This window comes from uncultured Sphingopyxis sp., assembly GCF_900078365.1.
Lineage (GTDB): Bacteria > Pseudomonadota > Alphaproteobacteria > Sphingomonadales > Sphingomonadaceae > Sphingopyxis.
On record NZ_LT598653.1, the window covers coordinates 189,331 to 215,713 of the forward strand.

Here is a 26,383-nt window from a genome sequence, read left to right on the forward strand (position 1 = left end):
CCGATGAATCAAGCGCGGCCAACTGCCAAAACTGGCGGGTCAGCGTTTTTCGGCCGCGAGCCGCGACATCAATATCGCGGCGCGCGTCGCCTGGCGCGTGATGCTGGGGATGTCGACCGTCTCTTCGGGGCCGTGATCCCCGGTCGAATAGGCGCCGAGCCCCGCGAGGCTGTCGACGTGCGGCGCGACAAAGCTGATGTCGGCGGCGCCGCGCTTCAGGGGATCGAGCGCCGCCATTTCGGCGAGCCCGAGGTCGCGGTTGACGGCGTTGAGCCGGGTCAGCAGCGCGCGGTTGCCGTCGGTGGGCGCCATCGCCGGATAGCCGCCGGGGTCGAAGGCGAGCGTCGCGCCGGTGCCGGGGGCATGATCGGCGACGATCGCCGCCATCTTGTCCTTCACGCGCGCCGCCTGCTCGGCCGAAAGCGTGCGCAGGTCGCCGCGCGCGATCGCGGTCGCGGCGATGATATTGGTCTTGCCGTTCGCGCTCGCGCGAATCTTGCCCTCGTCGAGCGACACCTGCTCGCCGCCCGCGATCAGCCCGACGTTGAAGGTCAGGTTCGGTTCGGGCAGCTCGGTGCGGAAACGGTGGATGATGCGCGCGAGCTCATAGATCGCGCCGTCGCCGGCATCGGCGCTGAAAATGCCCGAGCTGTGTCCCGTCTTGCCGGTCGCGGTGACCTGCCAGCTTTCCGAGGACCGGCGCGCGATCGAGCTCATGTCGGCGCCGCCATCGCGGACCAGCCCCTCGAATCCCAGCGCGACATCGACGCGCTTGCCCGCGGCGATCAGGTCGGCGCGCGCGACCGCTTGCGGATGCCCCGTATCTTCCTCGTCGCCGGTCATGTGAAATTCGATGTTCGCGCCCTTCAGCGTCCCCGCCTCGTGCATCGCGCGCAGCGCCGCGACGACGACGACCATTCCGCCCTTGTCGTCGCCGACCCCCGGACCCTTCGCCTTGTCGCCCATGCGTTCGAAGCGCTGGAAGGGCGAGTCGGGCTCGAACACCGTGTCGAGATGCGCGATGAGGAGCAGGCGCTTGGTATCGGGCTTGCCGGCGTGCGTCGCGATCAGGTGGCCGGCGCGGCCGGTTTCGCGCATCGGCTTCCATTCGACCTTGAAGCCGAGCGGCTCGAGTTCGGCGCGCATCATCGCGCCGACCTTTTCGACCCCTTCGAGGTTGAGCGAGCCGCTGTTTTGGTTGACCAGTTTCTCGAGCAGCGCGAGGCTACGGCCCTGTTCGGCCTCGACCGTCTGCGCCATGCCGCTTTCGGCTTTGCTGAGCTTCGCCTCCGCAGCGGGCGCGAAAGCGAGTTGGAGAGCGATGAGCGCGGCAAAGGGCAATGATTTCATGGGGGAACTCCTTGGACGTTCCCTTGTGCCGCCTTCCCCCGGTCTCGGCAAGCACTCAGCCGAGATATGGCGCCTCCTTGAGCAACCGCGCGATGCTCGACGCCTGCCCCCATCCAGAGCGGGGTGCCGAAGATCGACCTTTGCGCCCGCCGGCTGGAGGATCGGGGAAGCACTTCAGGCTGTCTCGCCGACCTCCTCGAAATCGTCGAGCTTGCCCAGCGCGTCGCGAGCGATCCGCTTCAGCGCGGATCGGTTGACCTCAAGGCCTTTCGCGCCGTCGCCGGTCAGTTCGTCGATGGTGAACGCCACGCGGGTGCGATCGGGCGCCAATTCCTCGAAAGTGAATTTGAGGCCGGTGCGAAGCGCGCCATCGTCGACGCTGTAAACCAGATGCGCCTCGCGCGGGATTTCCATCGCGACCGCGATCTTGACCTTATAGGCCTCGGGGCGTTCGTCGGGGACCAGCTTGTCGAACCCGGGCTCGCCCTTTTCGGCGACGAGTTCGTAGAGCCGCGTCGATCCGCCGTTGGTGACGAGCGGAAGACCCGCGAAGGCGCCGTCGTCACCGAACATTCTGGCGAAGACCTCTTCGCGCGGCGCGGCGACGGTGCGCGTCTGGTTCGCCAGTTCGATCATCTTGCCGCAGCCGGCCGCAAGCAGCATCGCGGCCATCGCCATCATCACGCGTACCATCGACACCCCCTCAGTCCCGACGTCTTTTAGGGCGAACGGCTTACCAAAGCGTAAGGAGCGAGGTGTAAAGAATATTTGACAGGCGTTTCCGGGGGGTGTAAAGAGTTCTTTACAAGGAGGGGCTGGGCGTTGGAAAATCGGGTGCGGGAATATCGCGAAGGCGCGGGCTGGAGCCAGGGCGAATTGGCGCGCCGGCTCGGCGTGTCGCGCCAGACGATCAACGCGGTCGAAGCCGACAAATATGACCCCAGCCTGCCGCTCGCGCTGCGCATGGCCCGGCTGTTCGGGCTCGAAGTGCGCGAGCTGTTCATCGATCACTGGATCCCGGAGGAATGACATGACGACAGAAGTCCGTGCCCTGTCGCATCGCAAGATGGCGCTGCAGGCCCTGATCGGCGCGCTCGCCGGCGGCGGCGGAATGCTTGCCGCGATGTGGCTGATCGAGGGCGAGACGCTCGCCTGGCGGCCGTCGCAGATCATCCTGGCCGGTGTCGGCCTGATCTACGCCCTGATGGGACTGTTCGTCGGCCTGGGCGTGCTGGCTCCGCGTGCGTTCGGGCAGCGGATGCTCAACGTCGCCGATGCCGAGGAAATCGTCGAGGAAAGAGCGAATATGGGCGGTAGCGCATTGAGCTGCATCCTGATCGGCGCGGCGCTGACGCTTCTCGCCTATACGACAGTCGACGGCGCGAATGCGCCGGTGTCGGCGCCGGCCGCGTTCTGGATCGTGCTGGCGCTGCTGGCGATCGGCACCGCGATCACGCTGCCAATATGGCGGCGCCTCGACGAGCTGTGGCGGCGGTTGACGATCGACGCGTCCGCAATCGCGGGCAATATCCTGCTTGTCCTCTGCATCGTCTGGGGTGGCGGCGCCGCGGCGGGACTCGTCGCGGGCCCGCACCCGCTCGATCTGGTATCGGCGGCGTTCGGCATCTTTCTACTCGCGACCTTCATCGCCGTGGGGCGGCGCGGGATGATGACGCCGCCATAAGCGCCTTGGCGCGTGTAGAGAGGGATGGCAGCTTCGGGGGAGAGCTGCCCTTCCCGATCCTCCCTGTGGCGAAGGCATGGGGAGGGGGACCGTTCGCGAAGCGAATGGTGGAGGGGCCAGCAACGTCGGCGCTATCGCCCCTCCGTCAGCGCTTCGCGCTGCCACCTCCCCATCGCTGCGCGACAGGGAGGATCAACAGCAGTTTTCGGTCGGATAACCGACATTCCCGAGCCAACCCACGAACGGCGTGCCAAACGAAAAGGGCGCCCGGTTCCCCCGAACCGGACGCCCCCTACAATGCCCCTAAAGGTCAGGCGCTGTAGTACATATCGAACTCGACCGGGCTCGGCGTCTGTTCGAAACGATAGACCTCGTCCCACTTGAGCTCGACATAGGCTTCGATCTGGTCCTTGCTGAACACGTCGCCTTTCAGGAGGAAGTCGTGATCGGCCATCAGGCTGTCGAGGGCTTCGCGCAAGCTGCCGCACACGGTCGGAACTTCGCTCAGCTCCTCGGGCGGCAGATCGTACAGATTCTTGTCCATCGCGTCGCCGGGGTGGATCTTGTTCTGGATGCCGTCGAGACCCGCCATCAGCAGCGCCGAATAGCAGAGATAAGGGTTCGCCATCGCGTCGGGGAAGCGGAACTCGACGCGCTTCGCCTTGGCGCCCGCGCCGTAAGGGATGCGGCATGAAGCCGAGCGGTTGCGGCTCGAATAAGCGAGCAGCACCGGCGCCTCGAAGCCGGGGACGAGGCGCTTGTAGCTGTTCGTCGTCGGGTTGGTGAAGGCGTTCAATGCCTTGGCGTGCTTGATCACGCCGCCGATGAAATAGAGGCACATGTCCGACAGGCCGGCATAGCCGTTGCCGGCGAAGAGCGGCTTGCCCTTTTCCCAGATCGAGATGTGGGTGTGCATGCCGCTGCCATTGTCGTCCTTGATCGGCTTCGGCATGAAGGTCGCGGTCTTGCCATAGGCGTGCGCGACCTGATGCACGACATATTTGTAGATCTGCATGCGGTCGGCGGTCTGGGTCAGCGTGCCGAAGGTCAGGCCGAGTTCGTGCTGTGCGGCGGCGACTTCATGGTGATGCTTGTCGCACGGCAGGCCCATTTCGAGCATCGTCGAGACCATCTCGCCGCGGATGTCGACGGCGCTGTCGACCGGCGCGACGGGGAAATAGCCGCCCTTGGCGCGCGGACGGTGCGCGAGGTTGCCGCCTTCGTAGCTGCGGCCGCTGTTCGTGGGCAGCTCGATGTCGTCGATCTCGAAGCCCGACTTGTTGTAGCCGGTTTCGAAGCGGACGTCGTCGAACATGAAGAATTCGGCTTCGGGGCCGACATAGACGGTGTCGCCGATGCCGGTCGAGGCGACATAGGCCTCGGCGCGCTTCGCCGTCGTGCGCGGGTCGCGGGCATAGCCTTCACCGGTCGACGGCTCGACGATGTCGCAGAAGATCACGAGCATCGGGGTGGCCGAGAAGGGATCGTCATAGACGGCGTCGAGATCGGGCTTGAGGATCATGTCGCTTTCGTTGATCGCCTTCCAGCCTTCGATCGACGAGCCGTCGAACATCAGCCCGTCCTCGAGTTCGTCCTCGCCGAGGATCGAGGCGACCATCGTCAAATGCTGCCATTTGCCCTTGGGGTCGGTGAAGCGCAGGTCGACCCACTCGATGTCGTTTTCCTTGATCCGCGCGATGATATCCTTGGGCTTCGTAGCCATCGTCCATGCTTCCTTCTTGCGAAATGGTCCGGCGTGCCGGGGGGTGTCGGGTTTTCGAAAAATGTGGGCGATTAAAGCGCGTCCTCGTTGCGTTCGCCGGTGCGGATGCGGATGGCCTGCTCCACCGGGGTGACGAAGATCTTGCCGTCGCCGATCCGGCCGGTCTGCGCGGCGGCGGCGATCGCCTCCACGACGCGCTCCGCCATCCCGTCCTCGACGATGACTTCGAGCTTCACCTTGGGCAGAAAGTCGACGACATATTCGGCGCCGCGATACAGCTCGGTATGACCCTTTTGCCGGCCGAAACCCTTGGCTTCGGTGACGGTGATTCCGCTGACACCAACCTCGTGCAGCGCCTCCTTCACTTCGTCGAGCTTGAACGGCTTGATGATCGCCTCAATCTTCTTCACGCTTTTCGTCCCCCTTTGGGCTGGCCGCCGCCCTTCGCGCATCGAGCCGGATCAGGTCGGCCTGTCCGGTTCGCCGTCGAGTCGGTGCGGTGTCCCGCCATCTTGCACCAATCAAAAGCCGTGCCAATTGGCGAATCGCGGGGTTTCGCGAAGATTTGCGGTGGGGAAGGGCGGGCTTGCCCAAGCAGTGGGCAGCGGCGTCCGTTTGTTGCCTAAAATATGGGCATTTGTGGCGGGGGCGTGTTTATTCATTCTCACACGAAGACACAAAGAGGGTGCGCCCCGAACCGCCGTTGCGGGTCATCCGCGCGCAGCGCCCTGTTGAAGGTCGCCTGCGGCGACAAGCGATCGGGCAGGTAGTGACTGTCCTCTTTGTGTCTTTGTGTGAGATCCAGAATTCCGCCCTCTCCACGACCACAGCCGGTCGCGGAGAGGGTTCGCGTTCAGGCCTTACCGCCCCATCGGTGCCGATGCGTCGGGCAGGTTCGCCTTGGTCCAGTTCGACCGGTCGATCACATAGGCGCGCAGCGCCTCGGCATCGGCGGGCGTGAGCACGCGTGCGAAACTGACCATGCCGCGGTCCTTCAATGCGCCGTCGATGATCACTGCCTTCCACGCATCGGCATTGGCGAGCGTGCCCGAAACGCGGAGGTCGGGGGTGAAGCCGTTGCCGATCGCGCTGTCGCCGTGACAGACGATGCAATAGCGCCCGAAATGCGCCTTGCCCGCGGCGATCTCGGCCGCCGTGCCGAATTGCGGCGGCGGATTCCACGCGAGTGCTGTCGAGGCGGGCGGTGCCGGGAGCTTCACGGTGCCGCCGAGCTTGAGCACGACGAGGCGCGGCAGGTTCGGCACCTTGCGCGTCACCCCGCCCGCGACCCCGGCGACGAGCGGGAAGGCGCCACCCTTGCTCGTCTGGAAGGCGACATATTGCACGCCGTTCACGCGGAAGGTCGAGGGCGCGCTGACGATCCCCGACTGCATGTCGAGGTCGAGCAACTGCCTGCCGGTATCGGCGGCATAGGCGCGGAAGCGGCCGGTGCTCGTGCCCTGAAAGACGAGATTGCCCGCGGTCGTCATCGTGCCGCCGTTCCACGCGGCGGGATAGTCGACGCCCCAGGCGACCTTGCCGGTACGCGGATCGAAGGCGACGAGGCGGCCGGTGGTCGCGGCGACCGCGGCGCGGAACGCGGCCTTGTCGTCGGGCAGCATCGTCTTGTTCAGCGACGTGCCGACGTTGAAGCCCAGCACCTTCCTTTTGTCGAGTTCGTCCATGTCCTGGAGATAGCCCTGCGGGATCTGCTGCGCGGGGATATAGACGAGCCCGGTCTTGGGGTTGTAGCTCATCGGGTGCCAATTATGCGCACCGAGCGCGCCGGGCACCGCGATGAAGGGCTTGCCGGTCCGGTAGAAGCGCGATTCGGGATTCTCGATCGGACGGCCGGTCTTTAGGTCATAGCCCGTCGCCCAGTTGATCCCGTCGACGAAGGGTTTTGCGTCGATCAGCTTGCCGCTTGTCCGGTCGATCGTGAAGAAGAAGCCGTTCTTCGGGGCATGGTACAGCACTTTGGCGGGCTCGCCGTCCACCGTCTGCTCGGCGAGGATGATCGGCTGGGTCGCGGTATAATCCCAGGTTTCCGCAGGCGTTTCCTGATAATGCCATTTATAGGCGCCGGTGGTCGCGTCCAATGCGACGACCGACGAGAGGAACCAGTTGTCGCCCTCGCCGTTCGAGCGCGTCCCGTGGTTCCACGGATTGCCGTTGCCGACGCCCAAGTAGATCTGGTCGAGATCCTTGTCGTAGACGATCGCGTCCCACACGGTGCCGCCGCCTCCCGAGGTCTGCCACTCGCCCTTGTCGGACCAGGTGGCGTTGGCCTTGGTAGCGAAAATGTCGTCCGACGCCGCGCCGTCCTTTTGCTTCTTCGGATTGGGCGCGGTGTAAAAGCGCCAGCGTTCCTTGCCCGTATCGGCGTCATAGGCGGTGACATAGCCGCGCACCCCGAACTCGGCGCCGCCGTTGCCGATCAGCACCATATCCTTCACGACGCGCGGCGCGCCGGTGATCGTATAGGGTTTCGAGGTGTCGAAGGTCTGCGTCGACCAGAGTTCCTTGCCCGTCTTGCGGTCGAGCGCGATCAGCCGGCCGTCGAGGGCGCCGACGAAGAGCTTGTCGCCCCAGACGGCGACACCGCGGTTGACGACATCGCAGCAGGCGCTGACTGCGCGCTCGCCGGGAACCTCGGGGTCGAATTTCCACAGGGGCTTGCCGGTCGCGGCGTCCCATGCGCTGACCTTCGACCAGGCATGGGTGACATACATGATGCCGTCGACGACGACGGGCGTCGCTTCCTGCCCGCGCGCATCGTCGAGGTCGGCGAACCAGGCGATGCCGAGGTCACCGACATTCTGGTCGTTGATGTCTGTCAGCGGGCTGAACCGCTGTTCGTCATAGCTGTAGCCGATGGCGCCCCAATCATCGCCGTTGCCGCCGGTTCTGAGCAGGGTCTCGCTGGCCTTCTCCGCCGCGTCGAGCGATGTGCTCCCCGAGATGCTGTCATTCTTCGACGCATTGCATGAGGCCAATGCTAAAGCCGCGCAGCCCAGCAGCGCGGTCGTCCAGACCCGTTTCGCCATCCCTTGCTCTCCCGTTCGACGTCTATGCTTGACGTTAACGTCAAGTCTGCGCCCGAAGCGCGAGGGGTGCAAGCGGGAAAATGGATGTGGGGAAGGGCGCGCGCCTGTCGTCACCCCGGACTTGATCCGGGGTCCACTAAGGCCAGCACTGCCGGGAAGTCATGGATCCCGGATCAAGTCCGGGATGACGAAATCAAACCGACGCCGATCAGGCCCAAGGCGGCGCATTCAGGCCCTTGGGGCTGGCGGTGAAGATTTCGCAGCCGGTTTCGGTGATCCCGATGCTGTGTTCGAACTGCGCCGAGAGCGAACGGTCGCGGGTGACCGCGGTCCAGCCGTCATTGAGCATCTTCACCGCATATTTGCCGGTGTTGATCATCGGCTCGATCGTGAAGAACATGCCGGGCTTGAGCTCGGGGCCGGTACCGGGACGTCCGGCGTGGACGACTTCGGGTGCGTCGTGGAACATCTGGCCGAGCCCGTGACCGCAGAAATCGCGGACGACCGAATAGCGGTGCCGCTCGGCGTGGCTCTGAATCGCGTGCGCGACGTCGCCCATGCGGTTCCCGGGCTTCGCCTGCTCGATGCCAAGCATCAGGCATTCGTAAGTGACCTCGACGAGTCGCTTCGCCTTGATCGGCACCTCGCCGACCAGATACATGCGGCTCGTGTCGCCGTGCCAGCCGTCGACGATGCTGGTCACGTCGATGTTGACGATGTCGCCCTCGCGCAGCGGCTTGTCGTCGGGGATGCCATGGCAGACGACATGGTTGATGCTGGTGCAGCAGCTATGCGTGAAGCCGCGATAGCCGAGCGTCGCGGGGATGCCGCCACCGTCGAGCATCATCGTGCGGACAAGGTCGTCGATCGCGGCGGTGGTGACGCCGGGCTGGACGAAGGGGACGAGCGCGTCGAGGATTTCGGCCGACAGCCGCCCCGCCTTGCGCATGCCCGCAAAGCCCGCTTCGTCGTGGAGCTTGATCGTGCCGTCGCGGACGCGGGCGGGCGCCGCAGCGTCGGCGGCGGTTACGGAGACATAGTCATACATGAGGGTGATATAGGCGATGTGGCGCCGAATTGCGAGGGCAGTAAGCCCCTCCCGCCTGCGGGAGGGGTTTGGGGTGGGCAAGCACCGTTGCAGGGCCCACCCCGCTGCGACTAGCGGGCAAGCCCGCAAGTCTCGCTACCCCTCCCGCAAGCGGGAGGGGAGCTAGTTACTCCGCAGCCTTCTTCGCCTTGTCGGCTTTCGGCTTGCCCTTGCCGGCCTTGGGCGCGGCGGGGGTGATTTCGAAGGCGAGCGGGTTGCCGACATGGGCGTCCTCGCCGGTCTTCATCTTCACCTTGACCTCGCCGCCGTGGACCAGCTTGCCGAAGAGCAGCTCCTCGGCGAGCGGCTGCTTGATCTTTTCCTGGATCAAGCGGCCCATCGGACGCGCGCCATAGAGCTTGTCATAGCCCTTGCCGGTCAGCCATTCGCGCGCCGGATCGTCGAGCTGGATATGGACGTTGCGGTCGGCGAGCTGCAGTTCGAGTTCGAGGATGAACTTGTCGACGACGCGCGCGACCACCTCGGGCGGCAGATAGCCGAAGGGCACGATCGCATCGAGGCGGTTGCGGAATTCGGGGGTGAACATGCGCTTCACCGCCTCTTCCTGCACATCCTCGCGCGTCGACTGGCCGAAACCGATCGACTCGCGCGCCATGTCGCTCGCGCCCGCATTGGTCGTCATGATCAGGATGACGTTGCGGAAGTCGACCGTCTTGCCGTGGTGGTCGGTCAGGCGGCCGTTGTCCATCACCTGCAAGAGGATGTTGAACAGGTCGGGATGCGCCTTCTCGATCTCGTCGAGCAGCAGCACGCAATGCGGGTTCTGGTCGATCGCATCGGTGAGCAGGCCGCCCTGGTCGTAACCGACATAGCCCGGAGGCGCGCCGATCAGGCGGCTCACCGAATGGCGCTCCATATATTCGGACATGTCGAAACGCTGGAGCGGAATGCCCATGATCGACGCGAGTTGCTTCGCGACCTCGGTCTTGCCGACGCCGGTGGGCCCCGAGAACAGATAGTTGCCGATCGGCTTTTCGGGATCGCGGAGGCCCGCACGGCTGAGCTTGATCGCCGACGACAGCACCTCGATCGCGGTGTTCTGGCCGAAGACGACGCGCTTCAAATCGGTCTCGAGGCTGGCGAGCGTCGCCTTGTCGTCGGTCGACACCGACTTGGGCGGGATGCGCGCCATCGTCGCGATCACCGCTTCGATCTCCTTCGCGGTGATCGTCTTCTTGCGCTTCGACGGGGCGACGAGCATCTGCATCGCGCCGACCTCGTCGATCACGTCGATCGCCTTGTCGGGCAATTTGCGGTCGTTGATATAGCGCGCCGACAGGTCGACCGCGGCGTTGATCGCATCGGGCGTGTAGCGCACCTGATGGTGCGCTTCGAACGCGCTGCGCAGACCCGCGAGGATCTTTTTCGTATCCTCGAGGCTCGGCTCGATCACGTCGATCTTCTGGAACCGGCGGAGCAAAGCGCGGTCCTTTTCGAAATGGTTGCGGAACTCCTTGTAGGTCGTCGAGCCGATGCAGCGGATGACGCCGCCCGACAGCGCGGGTTTCAGGAGGTTCGACGCGTCCATCGCGCCGCCGCTGGTCGCGCCGGCGCCGATCACCGTGTGGATTTCGTCGATGAACAGGATCGCGTGCGGCAGGCCTTCGAGTTCGGTCACGACCTGTTTCAGCCGCTCCTCGAAGTCGCCGCGATAGCGCGTGCCCGCGAGCAAAGCGCCCATGTCGAGCGAATAGATGACCGCGGGCAGCAGCACCTCGGGCACGTCGCCCTCGATGATCTTGCGCGCGAGACCTTCGGCGATCGCGGTCTTGCCGACGCCGGGATCGCCGACATAGAGCGGATTGTTCTTGCTGCGGCGGCAGAGGATCTGGATCGTGCGGTCGACCTCTGCATTGCGGCCGATCAGCGGATCGACCTTGCCGCCGCGCGCCTTTTCGTTGAGGTTGACGGTGAACTGGTCGAGCGCGGTTTCCTTCTTGGACTTGCCTTCGCTCTTGTCCTTCGTCTCTTCCTTTTCCTCGGGCTCGGCCTGCGGCGAGGGCTTGCCGCCCTTGCCGACGCCGTGGCTGAGATAGGAGACCGCGTCGAGGCGCGTCAGGTCCTGCTGCTGCAGGAAATAGACGGCGTAGCTTTCGCGTTCGGAGAAGAGCGCGACGAGGACGTTCGCGCCCGTCACCTCATCCTTGCCCGACGACTGGACGTGCAGGATCGCGCGCTGGACGACGCGCTGGAAGCCCGAGGTGGGCGACGGGTCGCTGTGCCCCTCGACCTTCAGGCTGTCGAGTTCGGTGTCGAGATAGTGGACGACGGCCGATTGCAGGTCGTCGGTCGCGACGCCGCACGCGCGCATCACTTCGGCGGCGTGCTCGTCGTCGATCAGCGCGGAGAGCAGATGCTCGAGCGTCGCATATTCGTGGTGACGCTCCGAAGCGGCCTTCAAAGCGTTATGGAGGGTCTTTTCGAGACTTTCCGAAAAGGACGGCATGGGTCTTCATCTCCTTGCGGGGGACCAGGCCGGGGAGAGGACGGCCCCCTTAGGAACATAAGGTGGCGACGCCGCCGCCCTACCGCAAGGGAAAAGCGGCGACACCCGCGAAATTACGATGACGGGGGTTGCGGCGTGATTAACAGCGCGTTGATAAATTGGATCGCGAACGCGCAATTTTATTCCGAAGTTGTCAAACTTGTCATTCCCCTTCGGTATAATGATACCCGTGGGGAATTGCGGGGAGGAAGGGCAGCGGTTCCGGGAAGAGTGGGCGCGGGCATGATGGCAGGGAGGTTATGCTGGCGGGATAATGTAGGACAGCGATTTTTTTGCCCGCGCTGAACGGCGGTTTTGGGGTGGGGGGAGCGAACGTTTGGTTCCCCTCCCGCAAGCGGGAGGGGCAGTGAGGCTTACGAGCTTGCTCGTTAGCCGCAGCGGGGTGGGCATAACGCACCCTCGCTGCCCACCCCCGACCCCTCCCGCTTGCGGGAGGGGAGAAGAATGGCAGCTTCCGGTCGTCAGCCGCCGGCCTCTTCCCCCGCGCGGTCGACCATATCCATAAAGTCGCGGGCGGTGTTTCGCTCGTTCTCGTCCTTGAACGCAACATCGAGGTCGGGCGCGGCGCCCAGCATGTACATCAGCGCCCACAGCGCGAAGCGGCGGCCGGGGTTGGTTTCGAGGCCGAAGTCGACGCGCATGCGTTCGGTGCCCGCGGCGTGTGCCTCGGGGTGGATCGCGCCCAAGTCGGCGGTGCCGAAATAGCGGCGGAGCTGGTCGTCGAAATCCATGATGGCGTCATTGGCTCGTTTGGCTCGATTGGCAAGCCACTCCGCTGATCGCATCCCAAACCCGTTCGTGCTGAGCTTGTCGAAGCACCGTCCTTCTTCTTTCGTCGCCAAAGGAAAGAACGGCCCTTCGACAAGCTCAGGGCAAACGGCTCGTACGGTTCGCACGATGCTCCACCAAAATCCGCCGATCCGAAACCTCGCCCGGTTGTCATTCGCGTGAGCCACCGATAGGGCGGCGGCCGTGAAGACGAGCATCGACATCGGGACCGACAGTGCGGGGCAGGGCGTGCGCATCGACGTGCAGGAACTGCTCGCGACGCGCCTGCTCGTCCAGGGCAATTCGGGGTCGGGCAAGTCGCACCTGCTGCGCCGCATCCTCGAGGAAAGCGCCGCGCTGGTGCAGCAGATCGTGATCGATCCCGAGGGCGATTTCGTCACGCTCGCCGATGCCTACAGCCATGTCGTGATCAACGGCGGCGACTATAATGAGCGCGAGATCGCGGCGATGGGCGCGCGCATCCGCGAGCATCGCGCCTCGATCGTCCTCAGTCTCGAATCGCTCGACATCGAGGCGCAGATGACGTGCGCCGCGGCGTTCCTCAATGCGCTGTTCGATGCGCCGCGCGAGCATTGGTTTCCCGCGCTGGTGGTGGTCGACGAGGCGCAGATGTTCGCGCCGAGCGTCGCGGGCGACGTCGCCGACAATGTCCGCCGCGCGAGCCTCGGCGCGATGACCAACCTGATGTGCCGCGGGCGCAAGCGTGGTCTGGCCGGCGCGATCGCGACGCAGCGGCTCGCCAAGCTCGCGAAGAATGTCGCCGCCGAGGCGAGCAATTTCCTGATGGGGCGCACCTTCCTCGACATCGACATGGCGCGCGCCGCCGACCTGCTCGGGATGGAGCGGCGGCAGGCCGAGACGATCCGCGACCTCGAGCGCGGGCATTTCCTCGGGCTCGGTCCCGCGATCTCGCGGCGGCCGATCGCGGTGCGGATCGGGTCGACGCAAACCTCGACGCGGCTCGGCACGCACGGCCTGATGCCGCTGCCGGACGCCGGCGGCGAGGATATGCGCTCGATGCTGTTCACCGAGATGGAGGCGCCCGCGGCGCCGCGCGTCTTCGCACCCGAACCCGAGCCGGTCGCGGCGAGCGAGGTGCTGGAGCGCATCGCGGCGAGCGAAGCGCTGCACGAGGACGCCGATGCGCCGCCGGTGCTCGACATCCTCGAGGCGGTCCAAGAAGCCGAACAGAGCGACGCGGTGGTGGTGGCGACGCTCGGGGAGATGCTCGCCGATCCCGACTGCGCCTTCCAGGGCGAATCCATTCTCTATCAGGATTTTTCGGTGCGCTGCCGGATGCAGAAGCTGAAGAAGGTGCCGCTCGACCTCGCCGCCTTCCGCCGCCGCTTTGCGCTCGCGAAAGGAGGTGTCTTCGACCCCGCCGAGCCGCGTTGGCGCGAGGCGCTCGCCGTCGCCGACCGGCTGCCGGACGATATGGTCGCCCCCTTCCTGCAGATCGCGCGCGCCGCGATGGAGGGCGAGCCCTGCCCCGGTGACGAGATCCTCGGCCGCGCCTATGGCAGCCGCTCGCCGGGGCGCATCCGGCGGCTGGTCGACTATATGGAAAAGCAGGGCGTGATCGTCGTGCGCGCCGATTTTGGCGGGCGGCGCTCGATCGGCATTCCCGAACTCGGGCTCAGCACCGAGGCCGAATAGGCGCGCATCGCCTCATTCCGTCGCGATTTCACCGCGACCCGGCAAGTTAACCCCGAATTATCCACCTAAAATCTTGGGCCCGCGCGCGGTCCGGGGCATTCCTCGCCACAGGTGTCGCACCTAAAACAGCGGATGCCAGCTCTCCTTGGTGGGTGGATCGTCCCGACCCCAGACCATAACCCTATGAGGAGAGACTGCCATGCCTCGCCACGGCGTATATCCGCGCGACATCGTTCCGCCGCGTTCCCAATATTCCGACGCCGGCCGCTTCGGCCGCATGTTCGGCGAATTGCCGCCCTTTGCCGCCGACACGCCCGACGTGCGCGCGGCGCTGATCGAGATCGGCAAGGCCGGGGGCATCATGGATGCCAAGGACAAGCTGAACAAGACCCCCGCCGAGCTGATCACCGACCCGGCGCTGTCGGCGAAGAACAGCGACAACCCGAACCTGACCGCGGGCTTCACCTTCCTCGGCCAGTTCCTCGACCATGACATGACCTTCGACCCGACGTCGAGCCTCGAGCGGCAGGCCGATCCCGAACAGATCGCCAATTTCCGCACCCCGAGCTTCGGGCTCGACAATGTCTATGGCGCGGGGCCGGGCGGCAGCCCGCATCTCTATGACACGCAGGGCGGCAAGGGCGGCAAGTTCCTGCTCGAACCCACGGGCACCGCGGACAGGTTCGACCTGCCGCGCAACAGCCAGAATGTCGCGCTGATCGCCGACCCGCGCGACGACGAGAATCTGATCATCGGCCAGCTTCAGGTCGCTTTCCTGAAGTTTCACAACGAGGTGGTCGACCATGTGAAGACCAAGATCAAGCTGACCGGATCGGACGAGATTTTCGCCGAGGCGCAGCGGATCGTGCGCTGGCACTATCAATGGATGATCGTCCATGAATTCCTGCGCAAGACGTGCGGCGACGCGGTGGTCGACGATGTGCTGGCAAACGGGCGCAAATATTATAGCTGGCGCAACGAGCCCTATATCCCGGTCGAATTCTCGGTCGCGGCCTATCGCTTCGGGCACAGCCAGGTGCGCCCCTCCTATCGCGCGAACTTCACCGGCGACGGCGGCAATCCTTTTTTCGGGATGATCTTTACCGCGACGCCGTCGGACCCGAACGATCCCGACGATCTGTCGGGCGGCTGCCGCGCGCCGCGGCGCTTCATCGACTGGCCGACCTTCTTCGATTTCGGCGACGGCAATGTGAAGCCGAACAAGAAGATCGACACGACGCTGTCGACCGCGCTGTTCCGCCTGCCGGGCTCGGTCGTGCCCAACCCCGATCCCAAGACCAACCCGGCGTCGCTGGCGCAGCGCAACCTGCTCCGCCACCTGACCTTCGCGCTGCCGTCGGGGCAGCGGGTCGCGCGCGCGATGCAGATGCCCATATTGTCGAAGGGCGACCTTGCCGACCTCAAGCCGCACGGCTTCGACGACCGCACGCCGCTCTGGTTCTATATATTGCGCGAGGCGCAGATCGTGGAGAATGGCGAACGGCTCGGCCCCGTCGGCGCGCGGATCGTGACCGAGGTCTTCCTCGGGCTGATCGAGGGCGACAAGGGCTCCTATCTGGCGCAGGACCCCGAATGGCAGCCTTTCCTGCCGACGGTCGATCCGTCGAAGAAGGGCGACGATTTCCGGATGATCGACCTGCTGCGCTACGCCAAGGTGGCGTGAGGAGAAGCCCTCTTCGCGCGTCATTGCGAGGAGCGAAGCGACGTGGCAATCCAGAGCGGTGCAACGCCGCCCTGGATTGCTTCGCTTCGCTCGCAATGACGGGGCTCTTCTACCCCTTCCTGAACAGCGCCTCGGCGCTCGCCTTGAAGCCGCCGGCGGCGGCCTTGTGCGCCTTCACCCGTTCGATCTCGCGTTCGAGCCGGGCGATGCGTTCGTCGAGTTCGGCGACCGACAGCGGGTCGAGCGATTGGCGGGTCAGCGCGGCGAGCGCGTCGCCCTGGCGGCGGGGAAGGTCGTCATCGTCCATGGCACGTCCTTTCTCTCGCTGGTCCCTGATATGTCGTTGATAAAGGCGCGCGACTGTTGACCCGTGTCGCCGCACTGTCAATAAGGCGGGGCAGGGGTGATGGAAACGGGACCAGTGGGGGATTGAAGTGACGAGCGTGCCAGCAGAAATGACCGCCATCGCGTTTCGCGAGCCGGGCGGGCCAGAGGTCTTGCAACCGGAGGTGCGGCCGGTGCCGCAGCCGGGCCCCGGCGAGGTGCTGATCCGCGTCGCCGCCGCGGGGGTGAACCGCCCCGACGTGCTGCAGCGCATGGGCTATTATCCGCCGCCGCCGGGCGCGTCGGACCTGCCGGGGCTGGAGATTGCGGGGACCATCGTCGCGGTCGGGCCGGGCGGCGATCCCGAACAATTGGGGCAGGCGGTGTGCGCGCTCGTCGCGGGCGGCGGCTATGCCGAATATTGCGTCGCGCCGTCGGGCAGCTGCCTTCCGGTGCCGAAGGGCTTTTCGATGGCGGAGGCCGCGGCGCTGCCCGAGACCGTCTTCACCGTCTGGCACAATCTGTTCGAGCGCGGCTATGTGCGCGAGGGCGAGACGGTGCTCGTCCATGGCGGCACCAGCGGCATCGGCACCACCGCGATCGGGCTGTGCAAGCTGTTCGACATCAAGGTCGTGGTGACCTGCGGCAGCGCCGATAAATGCGCCGCCGCGACGGCGCTCGGCGCCGATCTCGCCGTGGACTATGCGTCGGAGGATTATGTCGAGGCGGTGAAGGCCTTCACCGGCGGTGCGGGCGTGAACGTCGTGCTCGATATGGTCGGCGGTGACTATGTGCCGCGCAACCTCGCCTGCCTCGCCGACGACGGCCGCCACGTCTCGATCGCCTTTCAGCGCGGCGCGAAGGCCCAGATCGACGTGCCCGAGGTGATGCGGCGCCGGCTGACGCTGACCGGATCGACGCTGCGCGCGCGCAGTAGCGAGTTCAAGGCGCTGCTCGCCGACGAGATTCACCGCACGCTATGGCCGCGCCTGTCCGAGGGCGCGTGGAAGCCCGCGATGGATCAGGCCTTCCCGCTCGCCGAGGCGGCGGCCGCGCATGCACGGATGCAGGCGGGCGCGCATGTGGGGAAGATCGTGCTGGAGGTCCGATGATCGCGGCGATCCGGACTTTCCTGCGCCGCTTTATTTCGAATCCGCGTATTTATGGCTTGGCGCGCCAGGCGATGCTGGTCGGTCAATATATGCTGCGGCGTCCGGATGAGCCCGACCTGCTCGCCTTCGCGTGCCGGCGAGATCGACGGGGCCTGGCGGTAGACATCGGGGCGAACGGCGGACAGTCCGCCGTCGCGCTCGCGTTCATTCTCCCCGCGCACGAGATCATGTCCTTCGAACCGAATCCGGCGCTCTGGCCCGAACTCGATTTCGTGCGGCGATTGCTTGGGCCGCGCTTTTCCTATCGCAAGCTTGGTCTCGGAGACCGAAGGGCATCAATGGCGCTCTATGTGCCGCAAGTCGGCGACCTGCCCATCACCACGCGCGCCAGCCTCAGTCGCGAGGAGGCCGAGGCGCATTGTGCCAGGCTGGAGCGGGAGACGGCGCGCAAGGCAACGATCGCCGATCTTGCGGTCGATATCGTGCCGTTCGACGAACTCGGCATTGCCCCCGACGTCGTGAAGATCGACGTCGAAGGCTTCGAGCTCCAGGTGCTTCAGGGAATGCGCGCCACCTTGGCCGCCTCACGGCCCATTCTCATGCTCGAGGCCAACGCCAACGATTCGGAGTGCCGAGCCTTCCTTTCGGCGCTCGGTTATCGCTTCGCCTATTTCGACCGCAAGCAGCGCATATTCGTCGAGGAACGCCCCGAGGGGGCCGGGAACTGGTTTGCCCTGCCCGATTGCTAGGGACAGGATAGAAGGCTTGCCCGCTGCCGCATTCCGGCATATATCCGCCGCCAATGTCCGGCCGCCCCGCGAGGGGCGGCCCTTATTATTTGCGCTTTTGGAGAGCAGTCATGGCCAATGCCAATCCGACCCCGCTGATGCCGCATGCGACCGCCGCCTGGCTGGTCGACAACACCGGTCTCACCTTCGGCCAGATCGCCGAGTTTTGCGGCATTCACATCCTCGAAGTGCAGGCGATCGCCGACGAGACCGCCGCGACCAAATATACCGGCCGCGATCCCGTCCGCGCGCACGAACTGACGATGGAAGAGATCGAGAAGGGCCAGAAGGACCCCGATTACAAGCTCAAGATGAGCGCGCAGGGGCAGGACGTGATTCGCCGCACCCGCGGCCCGCGCTACACGCCGGTCAGCAAGCGCCAGGACAAGCCCGACGGCATCGCGTGGATCCTGAAGAACCATCCCGAAGTGTCGGACGGTGCGATCGGCAAGCTGATCGGCACCACGCGCAACACGATCGGCGCGATCCGCGACCGCAGCCATTGGAACAGCGCGAACATCGTTCCCAAGGACCCGGTCACGCTCGGCCTCTGCTCGCAGCGCGAACTCGACGCGCTCGTCGCAAAGGCGGCGAAGAAGGCGGGGATCAAGGCGCCCGAGGACAGCCGTTTCGAAGGCGACCGCGAAGCCCTGCTCGAAGAGCTGCGCGCCGAACGCACCGCGGCCGCCGAAGCGCGCGCCGCCGAAGAGGCCGAAACCGGCGGCGAAGCCTGACGCCGGGAATGCCGCTGCTTTCCGTCATTGCGAGCAAAGCGAAGCAATCTCCAGCTATCAGTATCGAGGCCGATGGCTGGGGATTGCCGCGTCGCCTTCGGCTCCTCGCAATGACGAAAGGGAGATAGGATGGCGAATGGCGACGAGGACCATATCCCGGCGGCCAGCGGTTCGCCGGATGCCTCGCTGACCCAGGACGATAGCTTTACCGCGACGAGCCACGCGGGCCTGACCTATCCGTGGGGCGAGGCGGCGCCGGGGGCGGGCGAGACGATCCGCATCGCCGACGGGATCAGCTGGGCGCGCATTCCGATGCCGGGGTCGCTCGGTCATATCAACAGCTGGCTGCTCGACGACGCCGACGACCGGGGGGATGGCGTCGCGGTGGTCGACACCGGCATCTGCCTGACCATGTGCTCGGACGCGTGGAAGGCGCTCTACGCGGGCGCGCTCAAGGACAAGCGCATCACGCGCGTCGTCGGCACGCACCTGCACCCCGATCATATCGGCCTCGCCGGCTGGATCGCGAAGAAACGGGGCGTGAAGCTTTGGATGACGCGCGGCGAGATGCTGACCGCGCGCGCGATCGTCGCCGATTCCGCCGACGCTGCGCCCGACGAAGTGCTGGCGCAGTCGCGCGCGGCGGGCTGGGACGAGACCGCGATCGAGGCGCAGCGGGCGCGTGGCTGGAACATGTTCGAGCGCATGATCTTCGCGCTGCCGCGCTCCTATGTGCGGATCGCCGACGGCGAGATACTCGACATGGGCGCGCACCGCTGGCGCGTCGTCACCGGATCGGGGCACAGCCCCGAACATGCGTGCCTGTGGAACGAGAAAGAGGGCGTGCTGGTGTCGGGCGACCAGGTGCTGCCGCGGATCAGCTCGAACGTCTCGGTCAACATCACCGAGCCCGACGCCGATCCGCTCGGCGAATGGCTCGCGTCGATCGACAAATTGCTCGGCGTCGTGCCCGCCGACGTCACGGTTTGCCCCGCGCATGGCGAGCCGTTCCGGGGGCTGCACGTCCGCCTGATGGCGCTGCGCGACGAGCATCGCATGCGGCTCTACAATCTTGCCGAGGCGGCGGCGAAGGCGCCGATGCGCGCGGTCGACAGTTTTCCTTTGCTCTTCAACCGCCCGATCGGCGAGCATAACCGCGGCCTCGCGACGGGCGAGGCGCTCGCGCATCTGAAGCGGCTCGAGGTCGAGGGGCGCGTGAAGCGCGAGGAGCGCGACGGCGTGTGGTGGTATCACGGGGTGGCGTGAGGCTGCTTGCCTGACGTCGGCTTTGGGGTGAGAGCGGACGTTGGCTCAATCTACTCCGTCATCCCGGGCTTGACCCGGGATCCCGCTTTTCTAACACCTAGGTTCAAGCGGGACCCCGGATCAAGTCCGGGGTGACGATGAAGGGCGGGCCGGGTCCGGCCGAAACCCGCCGCGCTCGGTTTATCGCGGCCTTTGCATGATCCAGCTGAACGCCATCGCGTTGAAGATGGTGTAGAGGCCATAGAGCATCAGCGCGGCGAACCAGTTGCGCGTCGCGATCGCCATCGCGCCGACGAGCAGCAGGAACTCGAAGATGTAGGTGATGTTCGGCCCGACCTTTTCCGCCAGCGGCTTCACCATCTGCTGGATCAGCGGATCGTCGCTTTCCATGAAGGCGCGGTGCATCGCGAAATTGCCGATGCCGGCGCAGAAAATGGCGATAAGCGCAACAACCATAGGTTTGCAAATGGGGCAGCCGGGGTGGAAATGCCAGAAACTTTCGGGCTATAGGGGCGCATCGTCCGCGCGCCGGCCCCGCGCGACCGATCGAACGAACCCGGCTTCCGCCCCCGCAAGAAGGATGTCTTCGGTGACCTCTCTCCCCCGCCTGGCCGCGCTTTGCCTGCCCCTCGCGCTCGCCGCCGTGCCCGCGCACGCCGCGCAGGAGCCGGCCGATCCGCCGCAGCCGGACGTGCTGGAGATCAATCCCGTGCTCGTCGATCCGGTGGTGGCAGGCCCGCTTCCGGTCGTGCTCGTGCCGCCCGATCCGCCGCTGCCCGACGCGGTGCGCGCCATGATCAATGCCGCCTTCGCGAGCGGCAATAATGACGATGTCGAAGCGGTCGCCAAATTCGCGCGGCAGACCCATCCGTCCAACATCGGCGAAATCGACGCGCTGCTCGCCTATTATCGCAGCGGCCATCCGCCGGACGCCCCGTTCGATCCGGTGCGCGAGATGCTCGCCGCCGCCATGGCGAGCGGCCGGGATGCCGATGTCGAGGCGGTGGCGAAGCTAGCCAAGGCCACGACGCCGGAGGACGCCGACGAAATCGAGGAGCAGGTCGTCGCCTATCGCGCCGAACGGCAGCGGTTGAAGGACGAAGCGGCGGCGGCCGCGCGCGCGAAGCTGGCGGCGGCGAAATTCTGGGAGAATTGGAAAGGCGAGGGGCAGATCGGCGCGTCGCAGAGCAGCGGCAACACCAGCTCGGCGGGCCTCAGCGCGGGACTTTCGCTCGCGCGCAAGGGGATAGACTGGACCCACAAGCTGCGCGCGCAGGCCGATTACCAGCGCACGAACGGCGCGACGTCGGTCGAACGCTATCTGGCCGAGCTCGAGCCGCAATACCGGATCGACGAGCGCACCTTTGCCTATGGCCTTACGCGCTGGGAACATGACCGGATCCTGGGTTACGACACGCGCTGGAACCTGTCGGGCGGGCTCGGCTACAAGGTGGTCGACAACAAGAAGATGACGCTCAGCCTGAAGGGCGGGCCGGCGTTCCGCCAGACCGACTTCGTCGACGGCACCAACGACACCGAACTGACTGCGCTCGCCGGCCTCGATTTCGGCTGGCAATTGTCGCCGACGCTGCGGCTGACGCAGGTCGCATCGACAATCATCGGCGAATCCAATGGCTCGACCAGCTCGCAGACCGCGCTCAACGCCAAGCTGACCGGCGCGCTGTCGGCGCGAATCGCCTATTCGGCGCAGATCGACACCAGCCCGCCGCCGGGGATCGAAAGCGTCGATACGCAGACGCGGTTTACATTGGTTTACGGGTTTTAGGGGCTGATCGTCTTTGGCTGAATAAGACGTGTGCTCCCGCGAAGGCGGGAGCCCATCTCCGGTTCGTGCCGTCTTGAACCGGCGGGAGATGGGTCCCCGCCTTCGCGGGGACACAGGAATTTTCAGATGCCGCGGTCAAAGACGATCATGCTCCAGGGGCGCGACAGGGAGGATCGGCTGTCTATTTGATGCTCGCCAGCACATAGAGAAACTCGGCGAAGCCCATCGTCGCGTCGACCAGCCCCGCGACCTTGGGATTGGTCGAATCGATCAGATAATATTCGTCGGGGGCGTGCGCGCCCGAGCCGTGGCCGATGCCGAAATGCGCGGCGGGGATCGACACCGGCGGCGCGGTGAAGGTCGCGCCCGGCCAGCTCCCCGCCATGCGCGGGTTGAGGCTCGTCGCGACGCCGAGCTTCTTGTAAGTTGCGAGTTCGGAGCGGACGAGGCGGCTGTCCTCGGCGACCTCGGTCGGGTCATAGCCGCCCGAGACATTGACCTCGACATCGGTGAAGCCATGCTTGTCGAGATGCGCGCGCAGCTTCTTTTCGGCCTCGGCGCGCGTCTGGTTGGGAACGAGGCGCAGGTCGAGCTTGGCGACCGCGCGACCGGGCAGGATCGTCTTGCCGCCGGGGCCGGTATAACCCGCGACGAGCCCCTCGATATTGACCGTCGGTTCCTGCGCGAGGCGGATCAGCGCGTCGTCATAGGCGAGATTGTCGATCCAGTGGGTGATGCCGAGCGCCTGTTTCTGCGCGGCCTCGTCGCCCGCCTTCGCAGCCTCGCGGATCAATGTCTTTTCGCGTTCGGTCAAGGGACGGACATTTTCGAACCAGCCTTCGATCGCGGGCTTGTTGCCATCGGGGGTGACGAGCGTCTGGAGCGCCTGCACCAGCCGCCACGCGGGCGAGTCGACCATCGCCTTGAGGCTCGAATGGACGTCGCCCTTCGGCCCGCGGCCCCATTTCTCGCCGCTCGCGACCAGTTCGAGTTCGATGATGCCTTTCGAGCCGAGGTTGACGGTGACGTTGCCGGTCTTGCCCTGCGAGGCGAAGGGGATGAAGATGCCCTCGCACTTCTTCAAGGCGGCGAGGATGTTGGGCTTGGTCGCGATCTGGCGGAAATGCGGCGACCCGATCTCCTCCTCGCCCTCGCAGACGAGGACGATGTTCACCGGCAGCTTGCGCCCCGCGGCGCGGATCGCGTGGAGCGCGGCGAGGAAGGTCGCCTCGGGCCCCTTCTGGTTCACCGCGCCGCGGCCCATGATCGCTTGGCCGAAGCCTTCGCGCTCGACCATCTTGCCTTCGAGCGGCGGCGACGACCATTCGGACGCGTCGAACTGCTTGACGTCGTACATGAAATAGATGCCGAGCGTTCGGGCTGCGCCGACGTCGATCGTGCCGAACACGCCGGGGTGGCCGTCGGTCGGCACGATCTCGACATTGGTGAAGCCCGCATCCTTCGCAAGCTCGGCCATATAGGCCGCGCCTTCGGCCATGCTGCGGTTCTCGGCGGCGATCGAAGGGAGGGCGATCCAGTCGCGGATGCGCTTGATCGAGGCCTCCTTGCCCGCCTCGGCCGCCTTGCGGATGTCGGCCATCGTTCCCGACTGCGCCCAGAGCGGGATCGGCTGCATGAAGGCCGCGCCCGCGCCGAGCATGGCGGTGCCGCGAATCATGTCGCGGCGGTTCAGCTTGTCGACGTTACGGAAATCCATGCTGCGTCCCCTGGCTGTTTATGTTGCGGGGAGTGTTGGACTTTTGATCGTGGAAGGCAAGTGCGGGCGAGATACTGTCAGCGAAACTCGTGCCGTTCATCGCCGCCCGTTGCCATTTGAAGAAACTGGACGAGGGGCAGTCCCTCGCGACGCTCGTTGCTGGCCGCAATCAGCAGAATGGCAAGCCCAACCATGGACAGCGTCATCATCACGTAGAAGGAGGTGTTTCCGTGTCCGTTGCGGACGGTCATTACGGCAACGATCGAAATGATTATCCCCACGATCACCAACGACAGGATGCCATTCAGGTCGGAACCCGATTGTCCCTTGATGCGGCAGCCCGATCCGTCTTCAAGCATCCACCCGATCAACATGGGACCCTGCCTGTCGATCATACTATTCCACAAGCAGATGAAGCGGCCGAGAATGAAGCCGCGCGGACCGTCATCGGGATGAAACACCCCGTATTTGCACTGCCTGACCCTTCGCTTGCTTTCCGCAAGATCGAGCGCGGTGCGCACTTCAAAGGCAAAGCCGAACGGGTGGAAGCGCACGTCACGCCTTCTCCAGCAACCCCTCGTCCGCGATCCTTTTCTGCCACAGCTTGGGCGCGTTGACGTGGACATTCTCGCCTTCGCTGTCGACCGCGACGGTGACGGGGAAGTCGTTGACCTCGAACTCGTAGATAGCCTCCATGCCGAGGTCGGCGAAGCCGACGACTTTGCTGCCCTTGATCGCGCGCGCGACCAAGTAAGCAGCGCCGCCGACCGCCATCAGATAGGCGCTCTTGTGCTTCGCGATTGCCTGCGTCGCGGCGGGGCCGCGTTCGGCCTTGCCGACGCAGGCGAGCAGGCCCTGACCCAGCATCATGTCCATGAACTTGTCCATGCGCGTCGCGGTCGTGGGGCCCGCCGGGCCGACCGCCTCATCGCCCACCGCATCGACCGGGCCGACGTAATACAAGGCGCGGCCACGCAACGCCACCGGCAAGGGCGCGCCCTGGCGCAGCAGGTCGGCCAGCCGCTTGTGCGCGGCGTCGCGGCCGGTGAGCATCTTGCCATTGAGGAGCAGGCGGTCGCCCTGCTTCCAGCTTGCGACGACCTCGGGCGTCAGATTGTCGAGGTCGACGCGGATCGCCGCCTTGTCGGGCGCCCAGTCGATCTCGGGATAGTCGGCGAGCACCGGCGGTTCGAGGAAGGCCGGGCCACTGCCGTCGAGGGTGACATGGGCGTGGCGGGTCGCGGCGCAGTTCGGGATCATCGCAACGGGCTTCGACGCCGCGTGGGTCGGCCAGTCATTGATCTTGACGTCGAGCACGGTCGCGAGGCCGCCGAGGCCCTGCGCGCCGATGCCGAGGGCATTGACCTTTTCATAAAGCTCGATGCGCAGTTCCTCGGTAGGATTGCTCGGGCCGCGCGCGAGCAGCTCGGTCATGTCGATCGGGTCCATCAGCGACTGTTTCGCGAGCAGCATCGCCTTTTCGGCGGTGCCGCCGATGCCGATGCCGAGCATGCCGGGCGGGCACCAGCCGGCACCCATCTGCGGCACCATTTCGAGCACCCAGTCGACGATGCTGTCGCTGGGGTTCATCATCTTGAACTTCGACTTATTCTCGCTGCCGCCGCCCTTCGCGGCGACGTCGATCACGACCTTGGCGCCGGGGACCATCTCGACGTTGAGCACCGACGGCGTGTTGTCCTTGGTGTTGACGCGGCTGAACGCGGGGTCGGCGAGGATCGAGGCGCGGAGCTTGTTTTCGGGGTGGAGATAGGCCTTGCGCACCCCCTCGTCGACGACCTGCTGCAGGCTGCGGGGGCTGTCGAGGCGGCAGTCCATGCCCCATTTGATGAACACGGTGACGATGCCGGTATCCTGGCAGATCGGGCGGTGCCCCTCGGCGCACATGCGGCTGTTCGAGAGAATCTGCGCCATCGCGTCCTTGGCGGCGGGCGACACCTCGCGTTCATAGGCCGCACCCAAAGCGCGGATATAGTCCATCGGATGGAAATAGCTGATGTACTGGAGCGCGTCGGCGATCGTCTCGATGAGGTCGTCTTCGCGGATGATCACGGTGTTCATGTGCAGCCTTTCGCCCTTTTTCGGGATTCGCGGGCTTCCCTAGACCGCACCGGCCGCAACGGAAAGAGGTTCGTATCACCCTTGTCGTCATCCCGGCGAAGGGTGTTCAGAGGCACGTGACTCTGAAACACGATCTCGCTGGTGCGTTAGGCCCAGAGGGCGAGATCCCGGCCTTCGCCGGGATGACGATGAAGTTCAGGTGCGACGGCGGCCGAAGACGCGGCGGACGGGCGGAACGGCGTCCGGCATAGCGGGCGCTGTGTCGCTCCAGTCGACGAGAGGGCGCTTGCGGGCGAGGGTCTGCCAGCTGCCGGCTGCGGCCAGCGCGAGAAGCAGTAGCCAGCCGCCCGCCGCCGAGGGAATCAGCGCCCAGGCGAAGGCGGCGGGGGTGACGATCGCCATCGCGGTCGGGATCGCGGCGAGGATCGCGAGGGTGCCGAACAGCGCCCACCAGCGCCCGAACTGCGTCGCGGCGGCACCGATCACGACGTTGGTCGCGGCGAGCAGCAGGAACTTCGCAGCGACGGGATAGGGCAGGCTCGCCATTGCGGGCGAATAGTCGCCGAGCGTGAAGGCGGCCTGGATGTCGAACAGCAGCCAATTCTCCCATGCGTCGCAGAGCGCCGCGGCGACCGGCAGCACCGCGGCGGCGAGTAGCGCGCGATGTCGGAGCTCGCGCCACAAGGCGATGCAGCCGCCGGCGAGAAAGCCCGCGTAGAGCAGCATATAGAGATAGTCGCGCTCGTTGCCGGTGCGCATCGCGGCGAGCCGCGTCACCTGCTGCGGGTCGGTGAAGAAACCGAAGATCGCCTCGAGATCGGCCTGGCTGCCCGCGAATTCGAACGCGAGCACCGGCGGGCCATAGCCTGGCGCGATGTCATGCCCCGCTTGCGGGAAGACCTGTGTCAGATAGACGCCGAAGAGCAGGGTCGCGAGGCCGAACGCCAGCGTCCAGATCCACGCGCGCGTCGCCGCGGATGGGCGCGCGTGCTGCGCCTCGATCCAATGCTGGAGCCCCCCGATCGGCATT

23 protein-coding genes are annotated in these 26,383 nt (G+C 65.7%); 9 read left to right on the forward strand and 14 right to left on the reverse strand.

What is annotated here, in order from left to right:
- Positions 1 to 39 precede the first annotated feature (39 nt).
- Both QZL87_RS00875 and QZL87_RS00880 read right to left on the reverse strand, forming a co-directional pair.
- Positions 40 to 1,350 carry a M20/M25/M40 family metallo-hydrolase gene (locus tag QZL87_RS00875; protein ID WP_295322633.1) on the reverse strand — a complete coding sequence of 437 codons (1,311 nt, stop codon included), beginning with the start codon at positions 1,348 to 1,350 and terminating at the stop codon, positions 40 to 42.
- A 174-nt stretch (positions 1,351 to 1,524) separates the two neighbouring features.
- On the reverse strand, positions 1,525 to 2,043 hold the full coding sequence (locus QZL87_RS00880) for a hypothetical protein (RefSeq protein WP_295322635.1): 519 nt from the start codon (positions 2,041 to 2,043) through the stop codon (positions 1,525 to 1,527).
- 129 nt (positions 2,044 to 2,172) lie between these two features.
- Here QZL87_RS00880 and QZL87_RS00885 point away from each other — a divergent pair, with 129 nt between their 5' ends.
- Positions 2,173 to 2,379, forward strand: coding sequence for a helix-turn-helix transcriptional regulator (locus QZL87_RS00885; protein WP_295322638.1), 207 nt, complete (start codon positions 2,173 to 2,175; stop codon positions 2,377 to 2,379).
- Between the two features lies 1 nt (position 2,380).
- Complete coding sequence (locus QZL87_RS00890) at positions 2,381 to 3,034, forward strand: hypothetical protein (RefSeq protein WP_295322641.1); 654 nt, start codon at positions 2,381 to 2,383, stop codon at positions 3,032 to 3,034.
- Between the two features lie 310 nt (positions 3,035 to 3,344).
- Here QZL87_RS00890 and glnA read toward each other — a convergent pair whose 3' ends face one another.
- From glnA to QZL87_RS00920, 6 genes are all read right to left on the reverse strand, one after another.
- Positions 3,345 to 4,757, reverse strand: a complete 1,413-nt coding sequence (gene glnA, locus QZL87_RS00895) for a type I glutamate--ammonia ligase (RefSeq protein WP_295322644.1) — start codon at positions 4,755 to 4,757, stop codon at positions 3,345 to 3,347.
- Between the two features lie 71 nt (positions 4,758 to 4,828).
- Positions 4,829 to 5,167, reverse strand: coding sequence for a P-II family nitrogen regulator (locus QZL87_RS00900; RefSeq protein ID WP_295322647.1), 339 nt, complete (start codon positions 5,165 to 5,167; stop codon positions 4,829 to 4,831).
- Between the two features lie 450 nt (positions 5,168 to 5,617).
- On the reverse strand, positions 5,618 to 7,804 hold the full coding sequence (locus tag QZL87_RS00905; RefSeq protein ID WP_295322650.1) for a PQQ-dependent dehydrogenase, methanol/ethanol family: 2,187 nt from the start codon (positions 7,802 to 7,804) through the stop codon (positions 5,618 to 5,620).
- A 208-nt stretch (positions 7,805 to 8,012) separates the two neighbouring features.
- Positions 8,013 to 8,852: a type I methionyl aminopeptidase gene (map, locus tag QZL87_RS00910; RefSeq protein ID WP_295322653.1), complete on the reverse strand. Its 840-nt coding sequence runs from the start codon at positions 8,850 to 8,852 to the stop codon at positions 8,013 to 8,015.
- A 166-nt stretch (positions 8,853 to 9,018) separates the two neighbouring features.
- On the reverse strand, positions 9,019 to 11,358 hold the full coding sequence (clpA, locus tag QZL87_RS00915) for an ATP-dependent Clp protease ATP-binding subunit ClpA (RefSeq protein WP_295322656.1): 2,340 nt from the start codon (positions 11,356 to 11,358) through the stop codon (positions 9,019 to 9,021).
- A gap of 521 nt (positions 11,359 to 11,879) precedes the next feature.
- On the reverse strand, positions 11,880 to 12,149 hold the full coding sequence (locus tag QZL87_RS00920; RefSeq protein ID WP_295327080.1) for a hypothetical protein: 270 nt from the start codon (positions 12,147 to 12,149) through the stop codon (positions 11,880 to 11,882).
- A 241-nt stretch (positions 12,150 to 12,390) separates the two neighbouring features.
- On the opposite strand from QZL87_RS00920, the gene QZL87_RS00925 reads away from it, so the two are divergent.
- Together QZL87_RS00925 and QZL87_RS00930 are read left to right on the forward strand one after the other, a co-directional pair.
- A complete protein-coding gene (locus tag QZL87_RS00925) occupies positions 12,391 to 13,863 on the forward strand; it encodes an ATP-binding protein (RefSeq protein ID WP_295322658.1) in 1,473 nt (490 codons plus the stop codon).
- A 199-nt stretch (positions 13,864 to 14,062) separates the two neighbouring features.
- Positions 14,063 to 15,547, forward strand: a complete 1,485-nt coding sequence (locus tag QZL87_RS00930) for a heme peroxidase family protein (RefSeq protein ID WP_295322660.1) — start codon at positions 14,063 to 14,065, stop codon at positions 15,545 to 15,547.
- A 109-nt stretch (positions 15,548 to 15,656) separates the two neighbouring features.
- Here QZL87_RS00930 and QZL87_RS00935 read toward each other — a convergent pair whose 3' ends face one another.
- A complete protein-coding gene (locus QZL87_RS00935; RefSeq protein ID WP_295322662.1) occupies positions 15,657 to 15,854 on the reverse strand; it encodes a DUF1192 domain-containing protein in 198 nt (65 codons plus the stop codon).
- 148 nt (positions 15,855 to 16,002) lie between these two features.
- Between QZL87_RS00935 and QZL87_RS00940 the strand changes: the two genes are divergently transcribed.
- The 4 genes from QZL87_RS00940 (at position 16,003) to QZL87_RS00955 (ending at position 19,771) form a co-directional block, all read left to right on the forward strand.
- The gene (locus QZL87_RS00940; RefSeq protein ID WP_295322665.1) at positions 16,003 to 16,983 is read left to right on the forward strand and encodes an NAD(P)H-quinone oxidoreductase; all 981 of its coding nucleotides are present in this window, start codon (positions 16,003 to 16,005) and stop codon (positions 16,981 to 16,983) included.
- Complete coding sequence (locus QZL87_RS00945; protein ID WP_295322667.1) at positions 16,980 to 17,732, forward strand: FkbM family methyltransferase; 753 nt, start codon at positions 16,980 to 16,982, stop codon at positions 17,730 to 17,732. Before QZL87_RS00940 ends, QZL87_RS00945 begins: the two co-directional genes overlap by 4 nt.
- 137 nt (positions 17,733 to 17,869) lie before the next feature.
- Positions 17,870 to 18,505, forward strand: a complete 636-nt coding sequence (locus QZL87_RS00950) for a DUF1013 domain-containing protein (RefSeq protein ID WP_295327083.1) — start codon at positions 17,870 to 17,872, stop codon at positions 18,503 to 18,505.
- A gap of 129 nt (positions 18,506 to 18,634) precedes the next feature.
- A complete protein-coding gene (locus tag QZL87_RS00955; protein ID WP_295322670.1) occupies positions 18,635 to 19,771 on the forward strand; it encodes an MBL fold metallo-hydrolase in 1,137 nt (378 codons plus the stop codon).
- Positions 19,772 to 19,951: 180 nt separating this feature from the next.
- Here the strand turns inward: QZL87_RS00955 and QZL87_RS00960 are convergent, their stop codons facing one another.
- Positions 19,952 to 20,227 carry a hypothetical protein gene (locus QZL87_RS00960; protein ID WP_295322673.1) on the reverse strand — a complete coding sequence of 92 codons (276 nt, stop codon included), beginning with the start codon at positions 20,225 to 20,227 and terminating at the stop codon, positions 19,952 to 19,954.
- A 133-nt stretch (positions 20,228 to 20,360) separates the two neighbouring features.
- Here QZL87_RS00960 and QZL87_RS00965 point away from each other — a divergent pair, with 133 nt between their 5' ends.
- Positions 20,361 to 21,557, forward strand: a complete 1,197-nt coding sequence (locus QZL87_RS00965; RefSeq protein WP_295322676.1) for a DUF481 domain-containing protein — start codon at positions 20,361 to 20,363, stop codon at positions 21,555 to 21,557.
- A 181-nt stretch (positions 21,558 to 21,738) separates the two neighbouring features.
- On the opposite strand, the gene QZL87_RS00970 is transcribed toward QZL87_RS00965, so the two are convergent.
- The 4 genes from QZL87_RS00970 to QZL87_RS00985 all read right to left on the reverse strand — a co-directional run bounded on the left by QZL87_RS00970 (position 21,739) and on the right by QZL87_RS00985 (position 26,382).
- A complete protein-coding gene (locus QZL87_RS00970) occupies positions 21,739 to 23,274 on the reverse strand; it encodes a M20/M25/M40 family metallo-hydrolase (RefSeq protein ID WP_295322677.1) in 1,536 nt (511 codons plus the stop codon).
- A gap of 77 nt (positions 23,275 to 23,351) precedes the next feature.
- The gene (locus tag QZL87_RS00975) at positions 23,352 to 23,828 is read right to left on the reverse strand and encodes a hypothetical protein (RefSeq protein WP_295322678.1); all 477 of its coding nucleotides are present in this window, start codon (positions 23,826 to 23,828) and stop codon (positions 23,352 to 23,354) included.
- A gap of 1 nt (position 23,829) precedes the next feature.
- Positions 23,830 to 25,353, reverse strand: coding sequence for a fumarate hydratase (locus tag QZL87_RS00980; protein WP_295322680.1), 1,524 nt, complete (start codon positions 25,351 to 25,353; stop codon positions 23,830 to 23,832).
- A 195-nt stretch (positions 25,354 to 25,548) separates the two neighbouring features.
- The gene (locus QZL87_RS00985) at positions 25,549 to 26,382 is read right to left on the reverse strand and encodes a hypothetical protein (protein WP_295322683.1); all 834 of its coding nucleotides are present in this window, start codon (positions 26,380 to 26,382) and stop codon (positions 25,549 to 25,551) included.
- Position 26,383: the final 1 nt, after the last annotated feature.